Source organism: Mycobacterium sp. (assembly GCF_047975165.1).
GTDB lineage: Bacteria > Actinomycetota > Actinomycetes > Mycobacteriales > Mycobacteriaceae > Mycobacterium.
Genome location: NZ_JBKECZ010000118.1, coordinates 35,502 through 59,526, shown reverse-complemented (window position 1 = coordinate 59,526; position 24,025 = coordinate 35,502). Strand labels below are relative to the sequence as shown.

General features: G+C 68.0%; 24 protein-coding genes. 6 read left to right on the top strand and 18 right to left on the bottom strand.

Annotated features, from left to right (window positions below; genetic code table 11):
* Positions 1 to 77: 77 nt before the first annotated feature.
* Both ACK5M9_RS12200 and cspA read right to left on the bottom strand, forming a co-directional pair.
* Positions 78 to 656 carry a hypothetical protein gene (locus tag ACK5M9_RS12200; RefSeq protein WP_416893426.1) on the bottom strand — a complete coding sequence of 193 codons (579 nt, stop codon included), beginning with the start codon at positions 654 to 656 and terminating at the stop codon, positions 78 to 80.
* A 145-nt stretch (positions 657 to 801) separates the two neighbouring features.
* Positions 802 to 1,005 (bottom strand): cold shock protein CspA, encoded by a 204-nt coding sequence (cspA, locus tag ACK5M9_RS12195; RefSeq protein ID WP_003419650.1) that lies wholly within the window; start codon positions 1,003 to 1,005, stop codon positions 802 to 804.
* A gap of 303 nt (positions 1,006 to 1,308) precedes the next feature.
* Between cspA and ACK5M9_RS12190 the strand changes: the two genes are divergently transcribed.
* Positions 1,309 to 3,621, top strand: coding sequence for a DEAD/DEAH box helicase (locus tag ACK5M9_RS12190; RefSeq protein WP_416893425.1), 2,313 nt, complete (start codon positions 1,309 to 1,311; stop codon positions 3,619 to 3,621).
* A 51-nt stretch (positions 3,622 to 3,672) separates the two neighbouring features.
* Positions 3,673 to 4,707 carry a PAS domain-containing protein gene (locus tag ACK5M9_RS12185; RefSeq protein WP_416893424.1) on the top strand — a complete coding sequence of 345 codons (1,035 nt, stop codon included), beginning with the start codon at positions 3,673 to 3,675 and terminating at the stop codon, positions 4,705 to 4,707.
* 24 nt (positions 4,708 to 4,731) lie between these two features.
* On the opposite strand, the gene ACK5M9_RS12180 is transcribed toward ACK5M9_RS12185, so the two are convergent.
* Genes ACK5M9_RS12180 through ssd form a run of 7 tightly spaced genes read right to left on the bottom strand, consistent with a single transcriptional unit; the run spans position 4,732 to position 9,204 of the window.
* Positions 4,732 to 5,046, bottom strand: a complete 315-nt coding sequence (locus tag ACK5M9_RS12180) for an Rv3654c family TadE-like protein (protein WP_416893423.1) — start codon at positions 5,044 to 5,046, stop codon at positions 4,732 to 4,734.
* Between the two features lie 16 nt (positions 5,047 to 5,062).
* Positions 5,063 to 5,344 carry a TadE family type IV pilus minor pilin gene (locus ACK5M9_RS12175; RefSeq protein ID WP_416893422.1) on the bottom strand — a complete coding sequence of 94 codons (282 nt, stop codon included), beginning with the start codon at positions 5,342 to 5,344 and terminating at the stop codon, positions 5,063 to 5,065.
* Positions 5,345 to 5,385: 41 nt separating this feature from the next.
* The gene (locus ACK5M9_RS12170) at positions 5,386 to 5,586 is read right to left on the bottom strand and encodes a DUF4244 domain-containing protein (protein ID WP_416893421.1); all 201 of its coding nucleotides are present in this window, start codon (positions 5,584 to 5,586) and stop codon (positions 5,386 to 5,388) included.
* Positions 5,587 to 5,601: 15 nt separating this feature from the next.
* On the bottom strand, positions 5,602 to 6,192 hold the full coding sequence (locus tag ACK5M9_RS12165; RefSeq protein ID WP_416893420.1) for a type II secretion system F family protein: 591 nt from the start codon (positions 6,190 to 6,192) through the stop codon (positions 5,602 to 5,604).
* Positions 6,189 to 6,992, bottom strand: coding sequence for a type II secretion system F family protein (locus tag ACK5M9_RS12160; protein WP_416893419.1), 804 nt, complete (start codon positions 6,990 to 6,992; stop codon positions 6,189 to 6,191). Before ACK5M9_RS12160 ends, ACK5M9_RS12165 begins: the two co-directional genes overlap by 4 nt.
* Positions 6,989 to 8,155 carry a TadA family conjugal transfer-associated ATPase gene (locus ACK5M9_RS12155; protein WP_416893418.1) on the bottom strand — a complete coding sequence of 389 codons (1,167 nt, stop codon included), beginning with the start codon at positions 8,153 to 8,155 and terminating at the stop codon, positions 6,989 to 6,991. The genes ACK5M9_RS12160 and ACK5M9_RS12155 overlap by 4 nt, the downstream gene beginning before the upstream one ends.
* Complete coding sequence (gene ssd, locus ACK5M9_RS12150; RefSeq protein WP_416893443.1) at positions 8,152 to 9,204, bottom strand: septum site-determining protein Ssd; 1,053 nt, start codon at positions 9,202 to 9,204, stop codon at positions 8,152 to 8,154. The genes ACK5M9_RS12155 and ssd overlap by 4 nt, the downstream gene beginning before the upstream one ends.
* A 550-nt stretch (positions 9,205 to 9,754) precedes the next feature.
* On the opposite strand from ssd, the gene ACK5M9_RS12145 reads away from it, so the two are divergent.
* Positions 9,755 to 10,630 carry an HAD-IB family hydrolase gene (locus ACK5M9_RS12145; protein WP_416893417.1) on the top strand — a complete coding sequence of 292 codons (876 nt, stop codon included), beginning with the start codon at positions 9,755 to 9,757 and terminating at the stop codon, positions 10,628 to 10,630.
* Positions 10,631 to 11,069: 439 nt separating this feature from the next.
* Here the strand turns inward: ACK5M9_RS12145 and ACK5M9_RS12140 are convergent, their stop codons facing one another.
* Genes ACK5M9_RS12140 through ACK5M9_RS12120 form a run of 5 tightly spaced genes read right to left on the bottom strand, consistent with a single transcriptional unit; the run spans position 11,070 to position 16,895 of the window.
* The gene (locus ACK5M9_RS12140) at positions 11,070 to 11,822 is read right to left on the bottom strand and encodes an oxidoreductase (RefSeq protein WP_416893442.1); all 753 of its coding nucleotides are present in this window, start codon (positions 11,820 to 11,822) and stop codon (positions 11,070 to 11,072) included.
* 35 nt (positions 11,823 to 11,857) lie between these two features.
* Positions 11,858 to 13,516, bottom strand: a complete 1,659-nt coding sequence (locus ACK5M9_RS12135; RefSeq protein ID WP_416893416.1) for a dipeptide ABC transporter ATP-binding protein — start codon at positions 13,514 to 13,516, stop codon at positions 11,858 to 11,860.
* Positions 13,513 to 14,361 (bottom strand): ABC transporter permease, encoded by an 849-nt coding sequence (locus ACK5M9_RS12130; RefSeq protein WP_416893415.1) that lies wholly within the window; start codon positions 14,359 to 14,361, stop codon positions 13,513 to 13,515. Before ACK5M9_RS12130 ends, ACK5M9_RS12135 begins: the two co-directional genes overlap by 4 nt.
* Positions 14,327 to 15,253 carry an ABC transporter permease gene (locus ACK5M9_RS12125; protein ID WP_416893414.1) on the bottom strand — a complete coding sequence of 309 codons (927 nt, stop codon included), beginning with the start codon at positions 15,251 to 15,253 and terminating at the stop codon, positions 14,327 to 14,329. The genes ACK5M9_RS12130 and ACK5M9_RS12125 overlap by 35 nt, the downstream gene beginning before the upstream one ends.
* A gap of 1 nt (position 15,254) precedes the next feature.
* Positions 15,255 to 16,895, bottom strand: coding sequence for a peptide ABC transporter substrate-binding protein (locus ACK5M9_RS12120; protein WP_416893413.1), 1,641 nt, complete (start codon positions 16,893 to 16,895; stop codon positions 15,255 to 15,257).
* Between ACK5M9_RS12120 and acs the strand changes: the two genes are divergently transcribed.
* Positions 16,894 to 18,921: an acetate--CoA ligase gene (acs, locus tag ACK5M9_RS12115; protein WP_416893412.1), complete on the top strand. Its 2,028-nt coding sequence runs from the start codon at positions 16,894 to 16,896 to the stop codon at positions 18,919 to 18,921. The genes ACK5M9_RS12120 and acs overlap by 2 nt on opposite strands.
* Before the next feature lie 29 nt (positions 18,922 to 18,950).
* Here acs and ACK5M9_RS12110 read toward each other — a convergent pair whose 3' ends face one another.
* Positions 18,951 to 19,649 carry a serine protease gene (locus tag ACK5M9_RS12110; protein ID WP_416893441.1) on the bottom strand — a complete coding sequence of 233 codons (699 nt, stop codon included), beginning with the start codon at positions 19,647 to 19,649 and terminating at the stop codon, positions 18,951 to 18,953.
* Between the two features lie 237 nt (positions 19,650 to 19,886).
* Here ACK5M9_RS12110 and ACK5M9_RS12105 point away from each other — a divergent pair, with 237 nt between their 5' ends.
* On the top strand, positions 19,887 to 20,414 hold the full coding sequence (locus tag ACK5M9_RS12105; protein WP_416893411.1) for a phage holin family protein: 528 nt from the start codon (positions 19,887 to 19,889) through the stop codon (positions 20,412 to 20,414).
* The gene (locus ACK5M9_RS12100) at positions 20,415 to 21,365 is read left to right on the top strand and encodes an alpha/beta fold hydrolase (protein ID WP_416893410.1); all 951 of its coding nucleotides are present in this window, start codon (positions 20,415 to 20,417) and stop codon (positions 21,363 to 21,365) included.
* Here ACK5M9_RS12100 and marP read toward each other — a convergent pair.
* From marP to ACK5M9_RS12085, 3 genes are read right to left on the bottom strand one after another with little or no spacing between them, the layout of a single operon-like run.
* A complete protein-coding gene (gene marP / locus ACK5M9_RS12095) occupies positions 21,358 to 22,551 on the bottom strand; it encodes an acid resistance serine protease MarP (protein ID WP_416893409.1) in 1,194 nt (397 codons plus the stop codon). The two genes, ACK5M9_RS12100 and marP, sit on opposite strands and share 8 nt — an antisense overlap.
* A 5-nt stretch (positions 22,552 to 22,556) precedes the next feature.
* Entirely contained in the window at positions 22,557 to 23,333 is a 777-nt protein-coding gene (locus ACK5M9_RS12090; protein WP_416893408.1) for an NUDIX hydrolase, read from the bottom strand.
* 41 nt (positions 23,334 to 23,374) lie between these two features.
* On the bottom strand, positions 23,375 to 24,013 hold the full coding sequence (locus tag ACK5M9_RS12085) for a redoxin family protein (RefSeq protein ID WP_416893407.1): 639 nt from the start codon (positions 24,011 to 24,013) through the stop codon (positions 23,375 to 23,377).
* Between the last annotated feature and the right edge of the window lie 12 nt (positions 24,014 to 24,025).

Sequence of the window (24,025 nt, the reverse complement as noted above, 5' to 3'; positions counted from 1 at the left end):
GCGGGCACCTGACAATTTCGCACCATCGGGCGGCCCCGCGCAACCCGGCCGAACCGGCGGCGTGCCCGGCGAGCCCGTCAGACCCGGGGCCAGCGGCCAGCCGCCCAGGGGTCATCAGGAGGCTCGCCCACGTTCTCTACCAGGCGAGATAGCCTCCGTCGGCCGCTTATCCGAAGAGCCGGGTGGCCGCCGCGGGTCCCGATCAACGTGGGTGCGATGCCAACCCGCATCAAGGCCGACGCCAACGGCGAATGAGTGTCCGGCGCATGGGGGTCCAACCCCAGCAGATACCGGTCCACCTCGGGTCTTCCGGCTGCCAGAATCCACGCCCGCAGTTCGCGCGGCCCGGGTAGCCAACGCGGCGGCACCGTCTTCACCGCCCCACGCGTCCAGTCCGTGGCCATCCGGCGCAGCTGTGGGTCGATCGCAGTTCGGACCAGCGGGTGGTCCTCGTCGGTCCGGCCGATCTCGGCGACCAAGCCCGCCTCGGTGATCATGGCGGCCAGCGCCGTGGCTCGCCACGGTTCCTCCACCACCACCGACAACCTGGCGCCGGAGCCGACCAACGCGATCTGGCCGGGGGCGGCCAGCAGCCCGGACAGGTCGTCGACCGCGGGCGGCACCGAGTCCGCGGCGAACAGGGACAGCTGGCTCACGCCACAGAGAGTAGGCCACCGATCAAGTCAGCCGCGTTTTACCGGTCGGTGCGGCGGTCAACGGTACCCGGGTAACGAGAACCCCCGGGCGCAGTTCCCGCGTGAGCGGGCCTGCACCGGGGGGTTCCGTCAGAATCTGCCCGTCCTAGAGAGAGCGGACTCCGGTGGCCTGCGGGCCCTTGGGGCTGTGCCCGATTTCAAATTCGACCTTCTGGTTCTCTTCGAGGGTGCGGAAGCCCGTTCCCTGGATCTCCGTGTAGTGGACAAACACGTCGGCGGAACCATCTTCGGGGGCGATGAAGCCGAACCCCTTCTCCGCGTTGAACCACTTCACAGTTCCCTGTGGCATTTCTCTGATCTTTCCTTTTCTTCTGGGTGCGGCGCACCGCTTTTCGGTGCCCCGGGCCCGCTACGACCGCCATACCTCGCGGAGTCGCCGGAACATCACCCGACAGAAATCCTCGCAGGAACCGCGACCGCAACGTCGATCCTGCGAAAGTTTGACACGAACACAGAAGCTGCGACCGCAATCAGTCAACCACGTTCGAGCCGCCGATAACAGCCTGAGAAGGCATGACCGCCCAACGCCGGGCAGAATTCACCGGGGAAGGCGCCGGCGTCGACAGGCCGGAATTCCCGGGAAGGGCGTGCGATGGCGAGCTTCGGCAGCGAACTGCTGGCCGCCGCAATCGCCGGCACCTCCCCCGGCGAGCATCCGTTGCGCCACGTCGCCGAACTGCCCGCACGTGCGGGACGAACCGGCAACTGGCCGCAGTGGGCAGTCCCCGAAGTCGTCCGCGCATTCACCGGGCAGGGCATCGATACTCCCTGGTCGCATCAGATCGAGGCCGCCGAACTCGCCCACGCCGGTCGACACGTCGTGGTCAGCACCGGCACCGCGTCGGGAAAGTCGCTGGCCTACCAGCTGCCCGTGCTCAACGCTCTGGCAACCGATCCGCTGGCGCGGGCACTGTACCTGTCGCCGACGAAGGCACTGGGACGCGACCAGCTGCGGGCCGCACACACCCTGGTCGGTGCCGCCGGACTGGACCGCGACGTGGCACCCGTCGCCTACGACGGCGACAGTCCCGCGCAGGTTCGCCGCTTCGCGCGGGAGCGGTCGCGCTGGCTGTTTTCCAACCCGGACATGGTCCACCTGTCGATGCTGGGAAACCATGCCCGGTGGGCGGTACTGCTGCGCGGGCTTCGGTTCGTGATCGTTGACGAATGCCATCACTACCGCGGCGTTTTCGGCTCCAACGTGGCCATGGTGCTGCGGCGGTTGCTGCGACTGTGCGAACGCTACTCGGCGACTCCGACGGTGATCTTCGCCAGTGCCACCACAGATTCGCCGGGTGCGACGGCCACCGAACTCATCGGCCGGCCGGTCGCCGAGGTGGTCGAGGACGGATCTCCCCGGGGTGGCCGCACCGTGGCGCTGTGGGAGCCCGCACTGCGCACCGACCTGCTGGGCGAGCACGGCGCACCGGTGCGCAGGTCGGCGGGCGCCGAAGCGGCGCGAGTGATGGCCGACCTGATCGTCGAAGGTGCGCAGACGTTGACCTTCGTCCGGTCCCGCCGCGGTGCGGAACTCACGGCCCTGGGCGCCCGTGCCCGGCTCGATCAGGTTGCCCCGCAGCTCTCAGACCTGGTGGCGTCGTATCGGGCGGGCTATCTGGCCGAGGATCGCAACGCCCTCGAACGCGCCCTGGCGCAGGGACGGCTGCGCGGTCTGGCGACGACCAACGCACTGGAGTTGGGTGTCGACATCGCCGGGTTGGACGCCGTCGTGCTCGCCGGGTTTCCCGGGACCATCGCATCGTTCTGGCAGCAGGCCGGCCGGTCGGGCCGACGCGGGCAGGGGGCGTTGGTGGTGCTCATCGCCCGCGACGACCCGTTGGACACCTACCTCACCCATCACCCGTCGGCACTACTCGGCAAGCCCGTCGAACGCGTGGTGATCGACCCGGCCAACCCGTACCTGCTGGGCCCGCACCTGCTCTGCGCCGCGACGGAACTGCCGCTCGGCGAGGCCGAGATCCAGTCGCTGGGCGCGGTTCAGGTGGCCGAGGGCCTGGTCGACGACGGACTGCTCAAGCGCCGGGCCGGCAGGTACTTTCCGGCGCCGGGACTGCAGCCCCACGCGGCGGTCGACATCCGGGGATCGGTCGGCGGGCAGATCGTCATCGTCGAAGCCGACACCGGACGGCTGCTGGGCAGCACCGGGGCCGCACAGGCTCCGGGTTCGCTCCATCCCGGCGCGGTGTATCTGCACCAGGGCGAAAGCTACGTCGTCGACTCCCTGGATTTCGATGAAGGACTCGCATTCGTGCACACCGAAGATCCCGGCTACACGACGTTCGCGCGGGAACTCACCGACATCGCGGTCACCGGGCCCGGGGAACGCTCGGTGGCCGGGCCGGTGACGCTGGGCCTTGTCCCGGTGACGGTGACCCGGCGGGTGGTCGGGTATCTGCGCCGCCGGGTCGACGGCGAGGTGATCGACTTCGTCGAACTGCGCATGCCGGAGTCGTCGCTGCCCACGGTCTCGTTCATGTGCACCATCGATGCGGACACATTCGGCGACACCGGGATCGAACCGGCCCGGATTCCCGGCTCGCTGCATGCCGTCGAGCACGCCGCCAGCGGGCTGCTGCCGCTGGTGGCCTGTTGCGATCGCGGCGACATCGGCGGCTTGTCCACCGTCGCGGGACCCGACGGGCTGCCGACGGTCTTCGTCTACGACGGCCATCCTGGCGGTGCCGGCTTCGCCGAACGCGGGTACCGACGGGCATGCACCTGGCTGGGTGCCACCGCGGCTGCTATTGAGGCCTGCGAATGTCCGAGCGGATGCCCGTCCTGCGTGCAGTCACCCAAATGCGGTAGCGGTAACGATCCGCTGGACAAGGCCGGAGCGCTGCGGGTTCTGCAGCTGGTGCTCACCGAGGTGGGCGTCGACGGCTGACGCGGCACCGGGTGCCCGCGTCTGGGCGTCGCCACCAGTAAACTGCCGGCTATGGGCCACGACTGGTTGCTCGTGGAGACGCTCGGCGATGAGCCCGCCGTCGTCGCCAACGGGCGGCGACTTGAGAAGTTCGTCCCGATATCGGCGTTTCTGCGCAAGAACCCCTACCTGTCGGCCATGGGCACTGCCATCGCCGAGACCGTTCAAACCGGCCAGGCCCTGACCAGCATCACACCCAAGAGCGACTGCGTCATTCGCACCGAACCGGTGATCATGTCGGACGATCGCATACACGGAGTGCAGGTGTGGATCGGCCCGATCGGCGAGGAGCCGCCCGAGCGGCCGATTCCCGGCGCGTTGATGTGGGACCTGAATCGCGGGGTCGCCACCGACACACCCGAGTCGCTGGCCAACGACGGCCAGACGGGCAAAGCCGGGCTCGCCTACGGCGGAGCATTCGCGAAGGATCTGCCGTCGCGCGAACTCAACCGGGACGAGGCCATGATCCTGGCCCTGGTGGTCATGGCCGAACCCGGCCGAAGACTGTGCAGCACATGGGATATCTCCGACGAGCAGGGAAACCCGATCCGCATCGGTTTCACCGCGCGCAGCGCCCTGGAACCCAGCACCGAGGGTCCAGACCACGTGATAGCGCGCGCAATAAACTGGCGGGCGGAGCCAGACGGCCCGCCGGTGGCTACCAAAGACCTGGTCAACCAGATCCTTGCCGGCCTGGCCGAGCCCGGGGTGCACCGAGCTCTCGTCGACTTCACCAACCGGACGTTCATCAAATGGCTCGACGAACCGTGTCCGTTCTACGACTCGCGTCCCGACAGCATCGACATCGGACGGGTACACCCCGGCGACGCCGACCTGCTGGCCGATATGACAGCGGAATTCTCCGCCGGGACGACCGCCGGCGTGCTCCGCCTGCCCGGAACCGACGGCGGCTGGGTTCCCGTGCACGTCACTGTCAATCGGGTGCAGCTCGAACCGGAGTGCTTCGCCGGGCTCGTCTCTTTCCGATTGCCCACCGACGAAGAACTCGCTGACCAGCCGGCCGGCTCCGACGACCCGGCCGAGTGACTCCGGCCCCCGACCCGGCACCGCTCACCGGTGTACACCGGTTGGTCCGGCCCGGGCGACCGCACGCGCAACTGCCGGCGAGTTCGCGGCCACCTCGACGCTGACGACAACGTCGAGGCCGTCGGCGCGGCACTCGATGCCGCCGACGCCCATCTCCCGAGCCACCGCCGTCGCCCTTGCACATGCCGCCGCCACCCCGCGGGGAAGCTCAGCGGCAGCGGCCAGCGACGCCAGGTCGGCCACCGATTGCGCCCGGTGGCGCGCGACCACAGCCGCACCCAGGTACAGCCCAAAGAAGGTCACACACAACACCGCTGCGACCATCGCGACCGCAACCACGGTGGCTGAGCCGTTCTCATCCCGGCTCCATCGCCGCCACCCCCCTAGCCTCGATGGCCAAGGTGGGCAACAACGTCGAATGTGCCACCACGGTAGCCACCACCAGATCCCCGTCGGCGCGCAACGCGATGCGGGCCCCTGCCGGTGCGATCCGCTTGGCGACCGCGACCGCGGCTTGCCCGTCTCCGCGCGCCGCCAATCGGGCGGCTTCGCGGGCGGCGTCGATACAGCACACCTGCATCGACACCGCCGTGATCCCGGCCAAGCACAGCACCAGCAGCGCCACCAGGGTCGCCATCGCCAATGCCGCCTCGACGGTGGCCGAACCCGCACAGGCGGCTAGACCTTCGTGCTCAGCGCACGGCCGATGATGCGGTTGAGAGCCGAGACCACCGAATCGCCGGTGACGACGGAGTACAGGACGGCGCCGAATGCCGCCGCCGCCACGGTTCCGATCGCGTACTCGACTGTCGACATGCCCGACTCGTCGGCCACCAGCAGCGTCATGCGTGCGGTGAAAACACGAAATCGATTGGTCATCAACCACTTCCTTTCTCACAACAAACTCGAATTCAAGACACCACCGGCCAGCCCGGCTACCACGGGGACGATCCCCAGGCAGACGAACGCCGGCAGGAAGCACAACCCCAGCGGGCCGGAGATCAGAACGCCGGCACGCTCGGCGGCAGCGGCCGCCGCGTGAGAGGCGTCGTGCCGCGACTGGGCGGCCAATTCGGCAACACCATCGGCAAGGGCGACGCCGGAGCCCGCCGACTGCCTCGCCAACCGCAGCAGGCCGTCGATCTGCGCGCTCACCGGCCCACCGGGCAACCCCGGCGGCACCGACCAGGCGAGGCCGGGGGCAGCGCCCAGCGCGATCAGGTCGGCGGCTCGTCGCAAGACCGAGGCGAGGGCCGGAGGCGCCGACCCGGCCGTCGCGGCCGCAGCCTCGGGAACCGCCATCCCCGCCGCCAGGCACGCGGCCAGCAGCTCCAGGGCCGACGCCACCCCCAGCGGATCCCCGGCATCCGGGCTCCGGGTCCCGCCGGAGGTTGCACGGGAGCTCACGCCGGCGCGGACGCGCACCACCGTGGTGCCGGCACCGACCAGCAGCGCCATCGCGAGCAACACCGCCGGCGCCATCACATCGACGCCGCTCGATCGATGATGCGGTCGGACCACAACAGCCCGGCACACACCAACGTCAGGCCCGCCACCAGGAACCACCCGCCCGCGGCCCCGCCGAACAGGAAGCCAAACGGCCGCCCACCGAGCAGTTGTCCGAGGAGCACACCGAGCAGCGGGAGCCCCGCCAGGATGACCGCGGTGGCCCGGGCACCGGCCAGACCCGAGTCGACACGGTCGCGGAATCGTTTCCGCTCGACGATGTCGCGTTGCGCTGCATTCATCAGAGCCGCGATCGACAGGCCGTGATCACCGGCGAGCTGCCAGCACACCGCGATCCGCTCCCAGTGGGCCTGCAACACCGACGATCGCGCCGCCGCGCGCAGACCCGCAGCGACGTCGGCGCCCATTCTTGCGCGCGCAGCGACTGCCCGCAGGGCTGTCGATACGGGGCCATCGGCCGTCTCGTCCGCGGCGGTGTCGAAGGCCCGCACCGGATGAGCTCCCACCCGGAGTTCGCCGACGAGTACCCCGACCGCGTCCTGCAGCGTCCGTGCCTCCGCCTCACCGCCGCGAAGGCGTCTGCCGCGGCGGTAACGCAAACCGGCGGTCGCGGCAACGACGGCCGCCGCCACCGAGGTGGTCAACGGCAACACCGCGATCGCGACCGCCAGAACGCACCCGCAAACCCAGCCGACTTCCCGGGGACCGAACCGCGGCGGTGCGCTCGGGGCCGGTGCGGCGAGGCGGCGCCGGGGTGTAGCCGGTGAAACGAGCAGCGCCACCGCCAGGAGAAAAATCGGGCCGGACACCCCGTTCATGCCGCCATCCTGGCCCGCAGCAGCGCATGCAAATCGCCGATCTCGTCGGTCGGCCCCCATTCGGAATGCCACGCCGTGACCGAATGAACCCGCCCGGAATCACTTTGGCGCAGCATCGCAATCTCGCCGAGGCGACGACGCCCGGCCCGGTCGCGCGTCACATGCAGCAGCACCCGGACAGCGGCGGCGAGCTGGCTGTGCAGTGCGGCCCGATCGAGTCCGCCGAGCATGCCCAGCGCCTCCAGCCGCGCGGGCACCTCATCCGGACTGTTGGCGTGAACGGTGCCCGCGCCGCCCTCGTGTCCGGTGTTGAGCGCGCCCAACAGGTCCGCCACCTCTGCGCCTCTGACTTCACCCACGACGATCCGGTCCGGACGCATCCGCAGGGCCTGGCGAACGAGCTGGCGAACGGTGACCTCGCCAACGCCTTCGACGTTGGCGTGCCGAGCGACCAACTTGACCACATGAGGGTGCTGCGGCGCCAGTTCAGCGGCGTCCTCGACGCACACGATTCGCTCGGACGGGGCGACCGCACCCAGCATGGCGGCCAGCAGGGTGGTCTTGCCGGCGCCGGTGCCGCCGGACACCAGGAAGGCCAGCCGGGCTGCGATGACAGCGGTCACCAACTCAGCCGCCGTCGCCGGGATGGCGCCGGAGGCAATCAACGCCGCAAGGTCCTGGGTGGCCGGTCGCAACACCCGCAGCGACAAACAGGTTCCGCCCGCGGCGATCGGCGCCAACACCGCGTGCAGCCGCACCGCGGAACCGCCCGCCCCGATTCCGGTCAACTGTCCGTCCACCCACGGCTGGGCATCATCGAGCCGACGACCGGCGGCCAGGGCCAGGCGCTGAGCCAACCGCCGCACCGCCGTCTCGTCTTCGAATCTGATGTTGGTGCGCCGCAATCCATTTCCATCGTCGATCCAGACCTCATCCGGGGCAGTCACCAGCACGTCGGTGGCGCCTTCGGCCCCCAGCAGCGGTTCCAGGAGACCGGCGCCGGTCAGTTCGGTCTGCAGCATACGAAGGTTGGACAACACCTCGGTGTCGCCCAGCAGCCCACCTGACTCGGCGCGGATCGCCGCCGCCACCACGCTGGGCCGCAGCGGGCCCGGTTCGCCGGCCAGACGTTCCCGCACACGTTCTATCAGTGGAGAGTTCATGCGGTGGTTCCGCTCAGCATTGCGCTGCCGTCCGGAAGCGCATCCAGTACGGTCCGTGCGGCGGAGGCCAGCGCCGAGCGCCGCCCCAAGCGCAAGCCACCTCGCTCCAAGTTCCCGGCCAGCTGAGGCTCGGCCCGCATCGATGCGATCAGTGGCAGGCCGGCGATATCGGCGACCTCGGCCGCGCGCAGTCCCCCCGGCGCGGGACCGCGTACCACCAGGCCCAGGTTCGGGGTGATCGCTGCGAGCACCGGAACGACCGCCGCCAGGGCGGCGCAAGCCGGTACGTCGCATCGCGAGACCAGTACCACCAGATCGGCGTTGTCAAGGGCAGCGAGGGTCGACCCGGTCAGCCGCCGGGGAAGATCGCACACCACGGTGGTTCCCCCGCGACGGCCCGCGTCGATGACGGCGTCCACCGGCCTGGCATCCAATTCGTAGCTGCGCCGGGCCCCCGACAGGACACTGACATTGCGATGCCGGGGCAACGAATCCCGCACAGCCGGCCAGCTGAGCCGCCCGTCCTGCAATGCCAGGTCGGGCCAGCGCAACCCGGGTGCGTTCTCACCGCCCAGTAGGAGATCGATGCCACCGCCCCAGGGGTCGAGATCGAGCAGGAGAGACTCGGAGGCAACCACCGCCAGGGCGACCGCCAATAGCGAAGCCCCGGCCCCGCCGCAGCCCCCGATCACCGCGACCGCCCGGCCGCACAGGCTGTCCCCGCGCGCCGATTCCCCGGCTTCGGCGAGCTCGCGAACCAGGTCACGTTCCTGATCCGGCATCTGCAGCACACGCTGGGCGCCGACCTCGACGGCCGCGGCCCACGTCCGGGCCGAAGCTGCGGATCCCGTCAGCACGTTGACATGGGTGCGACGCGGCATCCCGGCCCGCCCACACCGAGTTGCCGACGCCTCGTCGAGCACCACTGCCACGGCAGCCGACCAGCTCTTGCGGCCCACCGATTGGCGCTGGCCGGCGTGGACCACCCGCACCCCGACCGCCGCAGCTACCCGATCCAATTCCTCGCGCAGGACCGAGTCGGTGAGCATGGCCAACACTCCGGAGCCCGAGCCGCAACGATCACCGTCGGCCACACCCGCATCTGTCACGCATCCACCCACGCATCCACCATGGTCCGCCGTGGATCGGGTATGACGGCACTGCGCGGCGATCTGTGGACAAAGTCTGGTCTGTGCACACCGATGTTGAGTATGAGAGACACGGAGTTCTCAAACCGGAAGACGGGAAACCGAGGTGTCGCAGCTACCTCGCCCACCGGTATCTGATCGGTGGGGCATCGAAATTACCCCGAAAAAGGGACGACCCCCGCCAGGGGGGGAGGAGGCGGAGGTCGTCGTGTATCAGCCCCGGGGGGTCGGGCTGATACAACCTCGGCTCGAGGCCGAGTCGATTTACTATACACATGCCAGTGGGGCACAGCGCAAGGTCGGATTCGAACCGAAATCCCACCCCAGAACCCCCGAACGCACACACAAGTATGTCAATTCGGGCTCGCTGTGGAGTTCCGGGACGGTCCGGCAGCGGTTTCGCTCGGGTTTCACCAGGCGATACATTGGTCGCACCGCCTATGCTGACTTCGTGACCGTTCCAGATTCGGCCGCCCAACAGCACGTCGGTGTGGATGTTCGCGAACAAGCAGATGTTCGCGAACAAGTGGCCCCGGGTGCGCGAACCGCGGCCTTCTTCGATCTGGACAAGACGGTGATCGCCAAATCCAGCGTGCTGGCGTTCAGCAAGCCTTTCCTGGCGCAGGGCCTGCTCAACCGCAGAGCGGTACTGAAATCCAGTTATGCGCAGTTCATCTTCCTGCTGTCGGGCGCCGACCACGACCAGATGCGCAGGATGCGCACTCATCTGGCCAACATGTGCATCGGGTGGGATGTCGAACAGGTCAAGTCGGTCGTCAACGAAACGCTGCACGACATCGTGACACCGCTGGTGTTCGCCGAAGCCGCCGACCTCATCGCCGCCCACAAGCTGTGCGGCCGAGACGTAGTAGTGGTCTCGGCGTCCGGGGAGGAGATCGTGGCGCCGATCGCCCGCGCCTTGGGCGCCACCCACGCGATGGCGACCAGAATGGTCGTCGAGGACGGCAAGTACACCGGCGAGATCGCGTTCTACTGCTACGGCGAGGGCAAGGTCCAGGCGATCCGCGAACTCGCCGGTCGCGAGGGTTACCCGCTGGAGCACTGCTACGCCTACTCGGACTCGATCACCGACCTGCCGATGCTCGAGGCGGTCGGCCACCCGTCCGTCGTCAACCCCGACCGTGGCCTACGCAGGGAGGCGGTGGAACGGGGTTGGCCGGTGTTGTCGTTCTCGCGGCCGGTGTCCCTGCGCGACCGGATCCCGGCGCCAACGGGTGCGGCAATCGCGACGACCGCCGCAATGGGGATCACCGCGGTAGCCGCCGGCGCGGTCACCTACACGCTGCTGCGCCGGTTCGCGTTCTGACAGATCCTCCGCGGCTGCCCCAGCCACCCGGGCAGCAAACATACGTGAACGCAATCCAAAGCCATTAACCAACTTTCGTGCGATTCGGCCTTGCTCAGCCATCGCACTAGTAGTACAAATGAAGGCACGGCAGCCCGGTGAGGCCAAGGTCGATCCGGAGGAGAAGGCTCGATCTCCCGACCCGGGCACCCAGCACGGTTCCCGGAACCCACGCGGAGTCATAGCCGCGATAATGGCAGAAGCGTTGCGGGCCTGCGTAGTTGCGAAGCATAGACTGCCGCGACGACCTGTTGGGTCGGGTCGCAGCAGACAGTGCTGCAAACGCGCCGAGGCCACCCACGCAACCCAGCGAATGCACGCTTGGTAACCGAGGACCGTGCTAGCGGGCGGCGACTCGAAGTTCTTCGGGCGCCGCCCGCTTCGCGTCCGGGATGACCACCTATCCCCGAGGCTTGCCGGCTACCGAATCGGCGATCGACAGCGCATCCTGCGCTCCGGCCGTCATCGCCCGACAGCACAGCACCAGCCACCCCGCCACGCCGTCGGAGCTTCCCGCCGCGAACTTCATCGCGGCATCCCGGTAGGCCGCGGGCTGACGCATCCAGCGCACCTCCGGCACACCGAGGCCATGCGGGTCCAGGCCGGACGCGATACTCACCAGCCGGGACACCGCGCGGGCGAGAACGCCGTCGGCGCTGCCGAACGGGCGCAGCGTCAACAGCTCCCCGTGCGCCACCGCGGCAACAACCGGCGCCGCCGCGGCAGTCGGCCCGGTCGCCACATCGATGAGCAGTTCCAACCGCGGCCCCACCTCAGGAGCGGAGCGCGGGCGGCCCAGGTGCTCGTCGGCCACCAAGTCGGCGGCGGCCAGCACGTGCAGCCGGGCCAGCGCCTGCAGCGGCGCCTTCTGCCACACCCCGACGAGAGGTCCGGCGCCGCCCTCCAGCGCCTGCGCCACCCGCAACGCGCCCCCGAACACCGGATCGCTCACACCTCCGTTGTGCGCAATCCCATCGGACACCTCGTCCAGCCGTACCGGTCCGCCGTCGAGCACCGAGGATGCCCGGGCCGCCCGCAGTGACGCCTCGGCTGCGGTCACCGGCCAGTTCCGCAGATTGGCCCGGTGCCGGTGGGCTCGGCCCAGGGCCTCCCGGGCACGGTCGCTGGCTTCCTCCACACCGGGAAGTTCCATCAGCGGGGCCAACCGGTCACTCACAAGTTGCCAAACTAGCGGTGCGGCGTATCGACGCGGGGGGCGGGGATGGCCTCCAACAACTGCCGGGTGTATTGCTGCGCAGGGTCGGTGAACACCCGCTCGGTGGGGGCGTGTTCCACCACCCGGCCGGCGCACATCACCAGTACCTCATCGGCGATCTGGCGGATGACCGCCAGGTCGTGACTGATGAAGAGATAGGTCAACCCGAGGCTATCCTGCAGTTCGGCCAGTAGGCGCAGGACCTGATCCTGCACCAGAACGTCGAGCGCCGACACCGCCTCATCGCACACCAGCACCTCGGGTTGCAGCGCAAGAGCGCGGGCGATCGCCACCCGCTGCCGCTGTCCGCCCGACAGCTCCCGAGGCATCCGGTGCAGCACCGCGTCCGGCAGTGCCACCCGGTCAAGGAGTTCACCGACGGTCCGCCGGCGCTGCTCGCGGTTGCCGATCCGGTGGATGCGCAGCGGTTCCTCGATGGAGCGCAACACCGAGTACCTCGGATCCAGGCTCCCATACGGATTCTGGAACACCGGTTGTACACGGCGGCGAAACCTCAGCTCGGCGCCGCGGTCCATCGAACAGACGTCGGCACCGTCGAACAGCACGGTCCCCGACGTCGGGCGCAGCAGGCCGAGCACCATCCGCGCCAATGTCGACTTGCCCGAGCCGGATTCGCCGACGACCGCCATCGTGGTGGCCCGGGGCAACCGAAACGACACCGCATCGACGGCGCGGAACTCGGTGTGCCGCCACGGCAGGCCACCCGACTCCCGGTAGGTCTTGGTCAGGTCCGACACCGCGATGACGTCATCCCGCGGCCCGCCGGTTTCACATTCCGACGCGGCTCCGGCATCCCCCCGCTCCCGCACCCGCGGCACATTCTTGTCCCGGGCCGTCAGCGACGGGTCCGCGGCTACCAGGCGCCGGGTGTACTCATGCCGCGGATCACACAGAATATCCTGTGCCACACCCGATTCCACTATCGAACCACGGTTGACCACAACGACGTATTCGGCCCGCTCGGCCGCCAGTGCCAGGTCGTGAGTGATCAAGAGCACAGCGGTCCCCAGTTCGCCGGTGAGACGCGCCAGGTGATCGAGCACCCGGCGCTGGACGGTGACATCCAGGGCCGACGTCGGCTCGTCGGCTATCAACAGCCGCGGCCTGCCCGCCAGCGCTATCGCGATCAACGCGCGCTGGCACATGCCACCCGACAGCTGATGCGGATACCGGCCGGCCTGCCCCGCCGGATCCCGCATCCCCGCCTCACCGAGCAGCTCTATTGTCCGCCGTCGCGCGTCGGGGCTAGCGGTGTTGGCCCGCACCGCCTCCCGGACCTGGAAGCCCACCTTCCAGACCGGGTTGAGGTTGGCCATCGGGTCCTGCGGGATGTAGCCGATCCCACTGCCGCGAACCGTTCGCATCACCCGGCCGCCGGCAGCCGTCAGGTCACGCCCGTCGAAAACGAGTCGCCCAGAGGTAATCCGGCCGTCCGGAGCGAGCAAACCGAGGATTGCCGCCGCGGCGGTCGACTTGCCCGACCCCGACTCCCCCACCACCGCGACCGTCCGTCCCGCCGGCACCTGAAACGACATTCCGCGCACCGCAGGCTCGTCGGTGCCGTAACTGACGTGCAGGTCCTCGACGGATAGCAGAATCTCCGCGCTCATCCCCGCCGCCCCCGGGGCCTCGAGTCCAGGTTGTCGCGCAACGCGTCACCGAGCATCATGAACCCCAGAACGGTGATCGCCAGCGCACCCGCGGGATAGAACAGGATCGGCGATCCGGCCCGCAGACGCATCTGCGCCACGTTGATATCACCACCCCAGGACACCACCGACGCAGGCAGCCCAACCCCGAGGTAGGACAGTGTGGCCTCGGTGACGATGAAAACGCCCAGCGTGACGGTGGCCACCGCGATCACCGGCCCGATGGCGTTGGGCAACGCGTGCCGCAGCAGGATCTGAAACCTCCCCAGCCCAAGGGCTTTGGCGGCAAGGACGTAATCGCTGGACCGAACCTCCAGAACCGCGCTGCGCGCGATCCTGGCCACCGCAGGCCATCCGAACAGCGCGAGGGTGGCGATCACCGTCAACACCGTGCGATGACGCAACACCTGCATGAGCACGATCGCGCCAAGCAGTAGCGGCAGTCCGAAGAACACGTCCGCTATCCGCGACACCACGGCGTCGACCCAGCCGCCGTAGAAGCCCGCCAGGGCGCCCAGCGCACCCCCCAGGACGAAAACCAGGACTGCCGCACCCAATCCGACCGTCACCGAAGCCCGAGCCCCGTACACCGTGCGCGCGTAGATGTCGTGGCCCTGCAGATCGGTGCCGAACCAATGTGCGCTCGACGGCGAAAGCAGGCTCTGGGCGGGGTCGGCGTATGTCGGATCGAAACTGGTGAACAGCCCCGGAAACACCGCCATCGACAACACCAGCAGAATCAGCGCGGCCGAGACGACGAACTTCGGGCGCCTACACATAGCGGATCCGCGGGTCCAGAACCGCATACAGCAAGTCCACCAGCAGGTTGCTCACGAGATAGATCAACACCAGAACGGTGACCACTGACACCACCGTCGGCGCCTCCTGACGGGTCACCGCCTGATACAGCACACCGCCCACCCCATGGATGTTGAAGATCCCTTCGGTCACCATGGCTCCGCCCATCAGCGCGCCGAGATCCGCACCGAGAAAGGTCACCACCGGTATCAGCGAGTTGCGCAGGATGTGAACCGTCACCACCCGGGGCCTGGACAGCCCCTTTGCCGTCGCGGTGCGGACGTATTCGGCATGCGCATTGTCGGCCACCGCGGAGCGGGTCAGCCGCACCACGTAGGCGAACGAGACTGCACCCAACACGATTCCGGGTAGCAGCAGCCGATCGAAGCTCGCCCTGCCACCAACGGTCACCGGCGCCCATCCAAGGCGCACGCCGAATACGAATTGCGCCAGGAAGCCCAGCACGAAAATCGGGATCGCGATGATGACGAGTCCGGCTACCACCACGGTGGCGTCGAGAACACTCCCCTTCCGCAACCCCGCGATCAGACCGAAGCCGATGCCCAGTACCGCTTCCACCGTCAGCGCGATCAAGGCAAGCCTGATGGTGACGGGGAAGGCGTGTGCCAGAACCGCACTCACGGGCAATCCCGAGTAGGCGCGCCCCAGGTCTCCGTGCAGCAGACCGCCCAGATAGCGCCCGTACTGCACCAGGAACGGGTCGTCGAGGTGGTAGCGGGCGCGAAGCTGCGCAACCACCGCGGGAGTCAATGGCCGGTCACCGGCTATCGCCGCCACCGGGTCTCCGGGCAGCAGGAACACCATCCCGTAGATGAGCAGGGTGGCGCCCAGGAAGACCGGAATCATCGAGCCGGCCCGGCGCAGGACGTACCGGCCCATGTCAGGGGGTCCGGTTCTTGACGAGGTTCTCGTAGTCGGGAAGACCGTTCCAGGTGACCGTCACGGTGTCGACGTCGACCGACCAGCCGACCACGCTGATGCGGTCCCACAGTGGAACGACCGGCATGTCGTGCAACAGGATTCGCTGCGCGGCATTGGCCAGTGCATCGGCCCGCGCAAGATCGGGTGCGGCTTCGGCGGTGGCGATCGCCGCGTCGAATTCGGGGTTCGAGTAGCCGACGTCATTGGATCCCGCACCCGTGGTGAACAGCGGGGCCAAAAATTCGATGATGGATGGATAGTCGCCCTGCCAGCCGGCTCGAAATGCGCTGCCGATAGTGCGGTTGGTGATCTGGGTGCGGAATCCCGCGAAGGTCGGCTGCGGTGCCGCGACCGCGTCGATGCCGAGCACATTCTTGATGCTGTTGGCCACCGCATCCACCCATTCCCGATGACCGCTGTCGGCGTTGTAGGCGATCGAATACTGCCCGCCCCAGGCCGAGATGGCATCGGCCTGCGTCCAAAGTTGTCGAGCCCGTTCGGGATTGAACTGCAACGCACTGTTTCCCGGTATATCCGAATCGAATCCGGGCAGTGAGCGTGCGGTGAAGTCTAGGGCGGGGCTGCGGGTGTTGTTGAAGATCTGCCGGCAGATCTGCGGCCGGTTGACGGCCGACGACAGGGCCAACCGGCGCAGCCTCCCCTCTTCGCCACCGAAATGGGGCAGCCGCAAGGGAGTGTCCAGGGACTGATTGACCGCCGCTGGTCCGCTGACGAAGTTAGCGCCCAGGTCACGCTGGTAGACCGTCAGCGCGCTGGACGGAATCGTGTCCAGCACATCGAGGTTGCCCGACAGCAGATCGGCATACGCGGTGTCGAGGTTGGCGTAAAACTCGAAACGTAAACCCTTGTTTCGCGGTGTGCGGTTGCCGTGGTAGTCCGGATTGGTCTTCAAATCGATACGGACGTTGTGCTCCCAGGCAGGGCTGTCGGTGCGGTTGTCCAACATGTACGGACCGTTGCCGACCGGGTTGCGGCCGAACGCCGCCATGTCCCGAAACGCCACGGCGGGCAGCGGATAGAACGAGCTGTGGCCAAGTCGCAGCACAAAGTCGATGGTCGGCGCCTTCAGTCGGACAGTGAATTCGAGATCGTTGAGCACTCGCAACCCCGACATGGTTGTCGGGCTTTCGCCACCGGTTGCACCGGCCACCTGATCGAATCCGGCGATCGGGCTGAAAAATTGTTGTTGCAGTTGGGCGTTGGAGCTGAGCGCCCCGTAGTTCCAGGCGTCCACGAACGAATGGGCCGTTACCGGGGATCCGTCGGTGAACGTCCAACCGGGCTTCAACACGATCCGGTAGTTGATGTTGTCGGCGGTTTCGATCAACCGCGCAACCTCCGGGGCAGCCCTGCCTCCGGCGTCGTAGGACATCAGCCCGGCGAACAACCGGTCGATGATGCGCCCGCCGTTGCTGTCGTTGGTGCCGGTCGGGATCAGCGGGTTGGGCGGCTCACCGCCGTTGACCACCACCAGGTCCGGCGTCAGCACGCCGCCACCGCAAGCTGCCAGCGGCACAGCAGCCAGCACTGCGGCAGTCACCACCGACAGCGCAACGGCTACGCCATGGAGCCCACGCATGACAGCGACCTTAAGGTGTACGCAGTCCCGACCGGGGAGGCGGCTTGGCGCGTTCGGCGTTAGGGTCGATCCTGTGAGCGAGAGTGCTGCCACCGGCCCGTCGTCCTATCCGCCGCCGGCGCGGTTCGCCGAGCAGGCCAACGTCGGGCCGCAGGTGTACCAACAGGCCGATGAAGACCGGCTGGCGTTCTGGGCAGAACAGGCCGGGCGGCTGACCTGGGCGACCCCGTTCACCGAAGTCCTCGACTGGTCGCAGGCACCCTTCGCCAAGTGGTTCGTCGGGGGCGAGCTCAACGTCGCCTACAACTGTGTGGATCGCCACGTGGAAGCCGGTTTCGCCGACCGGGTCGCCATCTACTGGGAGGGTGAGCCCGAGGGGCACCGGAGAATCCTGACCTACGCGGATTTACAGGCCGAGGTCTGCAAAGCGGCCAATGCACTGACCGCGCTCGGGCTGGTCGCCGGCGACCGGGTCGCCATCTACCTGCCGCTGATCCCCGAGGCCGTGATCGCGATGCTGGCCTGCGCCCGGCTGGGAGTCATGCACACCGTGGTGTTCGCCGGGTTCACCGCGCACGCGCTGCGGGCCCGCATCGCCGACGCCGACGCAAAACTGCTGATCACCGCTGACGGCCAGTTCCGGCGCGGCAAGCCCGTGCCGCTCAAGGATGCCGCCGACGAGGCGGTGTCGGCTCCCGGCAGCCCGATTCAGCACGTCCTGGTGGTGCGGCGCACCGGAATCGACGTTTCCTGGAGCGGCACCCGTGACCTGTGGTGGCACGACGTCGTCGACACGGCCTCGCCCAAGCACACCCCGCGGGCATTCGACGCCGAACAGCCGCTGTTCCTGCTGTACACCTCGGGCACCACCGGGAAGCCGAAGGGCATCGTGCACACCAGCGGTGGCTATCTCACCCAAAGCACTTTCACCATGCATGCGGTATTCGACGTCAAACCCGACACCGACGTCTTCTGGTGCACCGCCGACATCGGCTGGGTCACCGGGCACACCTACGGCATCTACGGCCCGCTTTCCGCCGGTGTCAGCGAGGTGCTCTACGAGGGCACCCCCGACACACCCGACCAGCACCGACATTTCGACATCATCGAAAGATACGGTGTCACAATCTATTACACGGCTCCCACCCTGATCCGAACCTTCATGAAATGGGGCAGAGTCATCCCCGACGCCCACGACCTGTCCAGCCTGCGCCTATTGGGTTCGGTGGGCGAGCCGATCAACCCCGAAGCCTGGCGCTGGTACCGGGAGGTCATCGGCGATGACGCCGTGCCGATCGTCGACACCTGGTGGCAGACCGAGACCGGCGCCACGATGATCTCCCCGCTGCCCGGAATCGCCGCGGCCAAACCCGGTTCGGCGATGACGCCGCTGCCCGGAATTTCAGCCAAGGTCGTCGACGACCACGGCGATCCGCTGCAACCGGAGTCAGCCGGCGGTGAGCACGTCACCGGCTACCTGGTGCTCGATCAGCCCTGGCCGTCGATGCTGCGCGGCATCTGGGGGGATCCGGCGCAATACCACTACGCCTACTGGTCGAAATTCGCCGACAAGGGTTACTACTTCGCAGGCGACGGTGCCCGCCTGGACTCCGAGGGTGCGCTATGGGTGCTGGGTCGCATCGACGACGTGATGAACGTGTCGGGGCACCGGATCTCCACCGCCGAAGTCGAGTCCGCGCTGGTCGGGCACTCCGCGGTTGCAGAGGCCGCGGTCGTCGGGGTTTCCGACGACACCACCGGGCAGGCCATTTGCGCGTTCGTCGTGCTGCGCTCCGGATATCAGACGCACGACGGGACCGCCGGGGAATTGCGCGCCAATGTCGCCCGGGAGATCTCGCCGATCGCCAAGCCCCGCGATGTCCATCTGGTGCCGGAGCTACCGAAAACCAGAAGCGGCAAGATCATGCGCAGACTGCTTCGTGACGTCGCCGAGAAGCGTGAGCTGGGCGACACCTCGACGCTGCTGGATCCGGGCGTCTTCGACGCGATTCGCGCAGCGAAGTAGCGGGGTCCACCGGGGTCACGCGGTTCGGCTCAGCTCCCGATCGGGACAAACCCCGCACCCGGGCGGTTCTTGGCGGCGATGTCGTCCAAGTCGGTGTTGATCGACATCACCACCGCCGGGGTGTGCAGCGGGATGTATTTGGTCACACAGGTCGGCAGCTCGTCGCTGAAAGCACCGTGGATCATGCCCACCAGCAGGCCATTGACGGTCACTGGCGCACCCGAGTCACCGGGCCCGCCACAGACCTGCATCACGATGCTGCCCGGATCCTGGCCCGGCCCCCAGGTGACTCCGCAGGAGTTGCCGGTGCTACGGCCCTGCTTGCAGGCAACCTGGCCGAACGTCGGATCCGGCCCGATGCCGTTGATGACGAAACCGTTGAACTCGGCCACCGGTGTCACCTTGGCCGGATCGAACCTGATCACCGCGTAGTCGAGGCTGTCACTTCCAGCGACCATGGTCCCCACCTGCCCCAGGCCCTCGGCGCCCTCGGCAGCGACCGGAGCACCCGGACCTCCGCAGTGCGCCGAGCTGAAACCGATCAGGTCACCGTTGCGGTCGTGACCGATCGCGGTCAGTGTGCAGTATGTGCCGGTGTTGACCATGATTCCCGCACCACCGCCAAGGACAACCTTGTCGTCAGCGGTTGCGGCGCGCGCAGGTAGGAATATCAAGCCCAGGATCACGGCCAGGCCGACTGCGGCATAGCCGCGCAGCGCAGTCTGCAAAGTCATGCTCCCGTCGGTTCGAGCATCGAAGAAAAGCTGGGGGGCCGAGGCGCCAGTGTAGTGGATCGGCCACGGTCGCCGGCCGGGATCGCAGCCGGCCGGCGAGGCTGGTCGGGCCGGGCTCAGCCGGGCCTCGGTTCAGCTGGTCTCGTCCGGCCCCGGTCCTCATGGCAACATAATCCGCGACGATGCACACCATCGGGTGTTTGATGGAGCGTGAAACGGAGAGGACCGTCTGTGAGCAAGGCTGATCGCAACAACGGTGTGCCCAGCACGCTGACCACGATTCCGCTGGCCGACCCGCATGCCAGGGCCGGCGACCCGTCGGTCGGCGACCTGATCAAAGACGCGACTGCTCAGGTATCGACGCTGGTGCGGGCCGAGGTGGAACTGGCCCGTGCAGAGATCACCCGCGACGTCAAGAAGGGGCTGACCGGCAGCGTCTTCTTCGTCGCCGCACTGGTCGTGCTGTTCTATTCCACGTTTTTCTTTTTCCTGTTCCTCGCCGAGGTACTCGATGAGTGGCTGTGGCGCTGGGTGGCATTCGGGATCGTCTTCGCGCTGATGGTCGTGGCAACGATCGTGTTCGCCCTGCTGGGATATTTGAAGGTGCGCCGGATCCGCGGCCCGCAGCAGACCATCGAATCGGTCAAAGAGACGCGCAGCGCGTTCACCTCAGTACCCGACAGATCTGCCGGACAGCGACTGGCCGCCGGCCCGGGACGCAACGGAGAGTCCGAACGCAGCGATCCTTCGGGTTGGTAAGTGCCCGCTCCAGATCCGTCGATGGTCCGTATCGACGGACCCTGGCGCCACCTCGACGTGCACGCCAACGGAATCCGGTTTCACGTCGTGGAAGCTCTCCCACACGGCGAGTTGCCGGCCGCCACCCGCCCGCTGGTGATGCTGCTGCACGGGTTCGGTTCGTTCTGGTGGTCCTGGCGCCACCAACTGCAGACCCTTACCGGAGCACGGGTGGTCGCTGTCGACCTGCGCGGTTGCGGAGGCAGCGACAAGCCCCCTCGTGGCTACGACGGCTGGACGCTGGCCGGCGATACCGCCGGACTCATCCGCGCTCTCGGGCATTCCTCGGCAACGCTGATCGGACACGCCGACGGCGGCCTGGCCTGCTGGGCTACCGCGCTGTTGCACTCGCGGCTGGTGCGAGCCGTGGCCGTCGTGAGCTCCCCGCACCCGGCCGCACTGCGGCATTCCACGCTGACCCGGCGCGACCAGAGCCGGGCACTGCTGCCGACATTGCTGCGGTATCAGGCCCCGCTGTGGCCCGAGCGGCTACTGACCCGGCACGGCGGTGCCGAGATCGAACGGCTGGTGCGAAGTCGAAGCGGTCCCAAATGGACTGCATCCACAGATTTTTCGCAGACAATCGGTCTGCTGCGCCGTGCCATCCAGATCCCGGGCGCCGCACACTGCACTCTGGAATACCAGCGCTGGGCGGTACGCAGCCAGCTGCGCAGCGAAGGGCACCGTTTCATCAAGTCGACCGCAACCCAGCTCGGTGTGCCGCTGCTGCACATCCGTGGCGACATCGACCCCTACGTGCTGGCCGCCCCGGTAGAGCGCACCGCGCGCTACGCGCCACACGGGCGCTACATTTCAGTAGCCGGCACCGGGCATTTCGCCCACGAAGAGGCGCCGCGGGAGATCAACCGGTACCTGTCACGGTTTCTCGACCGGGTGCACGGGGTCAGCTGACGCAGGCGCCGGTGTTCACCGGTTGACTGGCGCCGATCCCGGACAGCTGGTCGGCCACTTCCGCCGCCGTCAGGACGAACCCGGTGTCAGGGTCGTCGACGGCGGCACCGAACACCACACCGAGCACGCGACCATCGAGGTCGATCAGCGGTCCACCCGAATCACCTTGCTCCACATTGGCCCTGATGGTGTACACCTCGCGGGTGACCTGGTGCGGGCTGCGGTAGATGTCCGGCCCGCTGAGCCTGATGACCTCGCGGATCCTGGCGGGGGTAGCGGTGAAGCTGCCACCGCCCGGGTAGCCCAGCACGACGACGTCGGTTCCGGTTTCCGCAGATTCGGCATCGAAGACCAGCGGCGCCGACGGCAAATCCGGAACCGCCAGGATGGCGATGTCGACCGCTGGATCGTAGGAAACGACAACGGCGTCGAACCGCTTGTCGTTCATCTGAATCGAGACGCTGCTGGACCCGGCGACTACGTGGGCGTTGGTCATCACCCGTTCGGGTGCAATCGCAAAGCCGGTGCCCTCCAACACTTTCTGACAACTGGGGGCCAGGCTATGGATCTTGACGACGCTGGACGCGGTGGCCGCGACCACCGGATTATTGGCCAGTGCCGGGTCCGGTGAGGCCACCGGTATCACCGGTGTGTGACTGAAGGGCTCCAGCACCGCGGGCAGGCCGGAGGTGTTCAACAGCGCCGAGAGCCGCTTGGGCACCGTCTTTAGCCAGGCCGGCGCCACCTCGTTGACCTCGGCAAGCACCCGGGAACCCCGCACCGCGGCGGCGAGCTCCGGTTGGTCCGTCGACTGAGTCAACGGGGTGGCCAACAGCCAGGCCGCCGTCAGTACCACGACGAGCTGGACCCCGACACCGATGACCGAGTCGACCGCGCGCACCGGACGGTTGCGGATCGCACCGCGAACCGCCCGTCCCAACACCACCCCGGCAACCTCGCCCACCACCACCAGCGCCAGGATCAGGAAGAGTGCGGCGAACAGCTTGGCCCGTGGCGCGGAAATATGAGTGACGATGTGCGGCGCCAGCAGCACCCCGGCGACCGCACCCAACACCACCCCGGCGAACGACAGCGTGGAACCCAAAGCGCCCGAACGCCATCCGGAAATCGCCGCGATGAACGCAACCGACAGGACGGCGATATCGAGCCACTGCGACGGAGTCATCGAATTCACCGCAGGTCACCAATCCGCCTCGTAGGATCACCGACCTGCACCATCGCATCGTCCAACTCGCGCAGATCGTCGCTGTCCCACGGTTGCGCCCAGCCCGCGACGTCGAGCACCGCTGAGATCACGTGGCCGGTAAAACCCCATACCAGCATCTCGTTCAGCACAAACGCCGGCCCGGCCCATCGTTTCCCCAGCGGACCCCGGTACACCATAAGCCGATTCGCGGGGTTGATGAGCGCCCGCACGGGCACTCGCGCGACGATGGCCGTCTCCGCGTCGTCGACGACGGCGACCGGCCCGGGATCCGGCGAATAGGCCAGTACCGGGACGACGTGGAAGTTGGACGGGGCGATGAACGTCCGTTCCATGGTGGCCAGGGCGTGCAGTCGCCCGGCGTCGATCCCGGTCTCTTCGCGGGCCTCGCGCAAGGCGGTTGCGACGGGGCCGGCGTCGTCGGGATCGGATGCGCCACCGGGGAAGGCCGCCTGGCCGGCGTGGTGGCGCAACGTAGCAGCCCGCACGGTCAGCAGCAGATCGGCGTCCTGCGGCAGGCCACCCTCGGCGGGACTTTCCTGCGGCCCGGAGAACAGCACCAGTACGGCGGCGTCGCGACCGTTGCGCCGCAGCGACGACACCGATCTGGCTGCGGTCACCATGGCCAGCACATCGGCCGGCAGGCGCCGCCGGTAGGCATCCGGTATTCGGTCGACGTTGCCGATCAGCGGCTGCAACCACGCCGGGCCGGCGTCGGGAGTCAAGCCCTTGACTGCACTCACCGGTGCCTCCCTTCCAGCTGATCGCCCCTGCCCCGGGTCACTCACGAGGCTGGCCCGCCGACTGCGGCCGCAATCTCGTCGGCACTGCCGAAAGCGCGCGGCAGAGTTGCGGCCACGCTACCGTCCGACCGCAGCACGACCGTCGCGGGCATCACGTTGACCACCCGCAGCGCTGCGGCGACCCGACGCCGGCCATCCTGCAACGTGGGCAGCCGGACACCGAGTTCGGCCAGCCGCAGAAGGGCAGCCGTCTCGTTCTCATCCTGGTGCACCGTCACCACGGTTACCGCGGACCCGACCCGACGCTGATATTCGGCCATCGCGGGCAATTCCGCCGTGCACGGGGCACACCAGTTGGCCCAGAAGTTGAGCACCACCCGTCGCCCGGCCAGCACCTTCGCCACGTCGACCGGGGTACCGTCGGCCGCGCACTCCGCCACCACCCCCCGTAGCGCCGCCGGACCGTCACCGGCCCCCGGAGCCGGGCACGGCGCCAAGTCGGCACTGCGGCGCGGGCCGGCGAGGGCGTCGGGGGTGTCGGCATCGCGATGCTCACGGCGCACCAGCGCCTCGGGCGCCGTTGGCGGCGCGTCACCCTGGCGAAGTTGGGCCGCCAACCCCCAGACCAGCCCGGCCACCACCAGCAGGATCGCAATCGTCCAGCGGGCACTTGCGGACATCGATTTCACGGC

Coding starts and splice junctions, on each gene's coding strand:
- cspA (WP_003419650.1), bottom strand. CDS start 1,005: ATGCCACAGGGAACTGTGAAGTGGTTCAACGCGGAGAAGGGGTTCGGC.
- ACK5M9_RS12190 (WP_416893425.1), top strand. CDS start 1,309: ATGGCGAGCTTCGGCAGCGAACTGCTGGCCGCCGCAATCGCCGGCACC.
- ACK5M9_RS12185 (WP_416893424.1), top strand. CDS start 3,673: ATGGGCCACGACTGGTTGCTCGTGGAGACGCTCGGCGATGAGCCCGCC.
- ACK5M9_RS12175 (WP_416893422.1), bottom strand. CDS start 5,344: ATGGCGACCCTGGTGGCGCTGCTGGTGCTGTGCTTGGCCGGGATCACG.
- ACK5M9_RS12170 (WP_416893421.1), bottom strand. CDS start 5,586: ATGACCAATCGATTTCGTGTTTTCACCGCACGCATGACGCTGCTGGTG.
- ACK5M9_RS12160 (WP_416893419.1), bottom strand. CDS start 6,992: ATGAACGGGGTGTCCGGCCCGATTTTTCTCCTGGCGGTGGCGCTGCTC.
- ACK5M9_RS12155 (WP_416893418.1), bottom strand. CDS start 8,155: ATGAACTCTCCACTGATAGAACGTGTGCGGGAACGTCTGGCCGGCGAA.
- ssd (WP_416893443.1), bottom strand. CDS start 9,204: ATGCTCACCGACTCGGTCCTGCGCGAGGAATTGGATCGGGTAGCTGCG.
- ACK5M9_RS12140 (WP_416893442.1), bottom strand. CDS start 11,822: ATGGAACTTCCCGGTGTGGAGGAAGCCAGCGACCGTGCCCGGGAGGCC.
- ACK5M9_RS12135 (WP_416893416.1), bottom strand. CDS start 13,516: ATGAGCGCGGAGATTCTGCTATCCGTCGAGGACCTGCACGTCAGTTAC.
- ACK5M9_RS12130 (WP_416893415.1), bottom strand. CDS start 14,361: ATGCGGTTCTGGACCCGCGGATCCGCTATGTGTAGGCGCCCGAAGTTC.
- ACK5M9_RS12125 (WP_416893414.1), bottom strand. CDS start 15,253: ATGGGCCGGTACGTCCTGCGCCGGGCCGGCTCGATGATTCCGGTCTTC.
- acs (WP_416893412.1), top strand. CDS start 16,894: ATGACAGCGACCTTAAGGTGTACGCAGTCCCGACCGGGGAGGCGGCTT.
- ACK5M9_RS12120 (WP_416893413.1), bottom strand. CDS start 16,895: ATGCGTGGGCTCCATGGCGTAGCCGTTGCGCTGTCGGTGGTGACTGCC.
- marP (WP_416893409.1), bottom strand. CDS start 22,551: ATGACTCCGTCGCAGTGGCTCGATATCGCCGTCCTGTCGGTTGCGTTC.
- ACK5M9_RS12085 (WP_416893407.1), bottom strand. CDS start 24,013: ATGTCCGCAAGTGCCCGCTGGACGATTGCGATCCTGCTGGTGGTGGCC.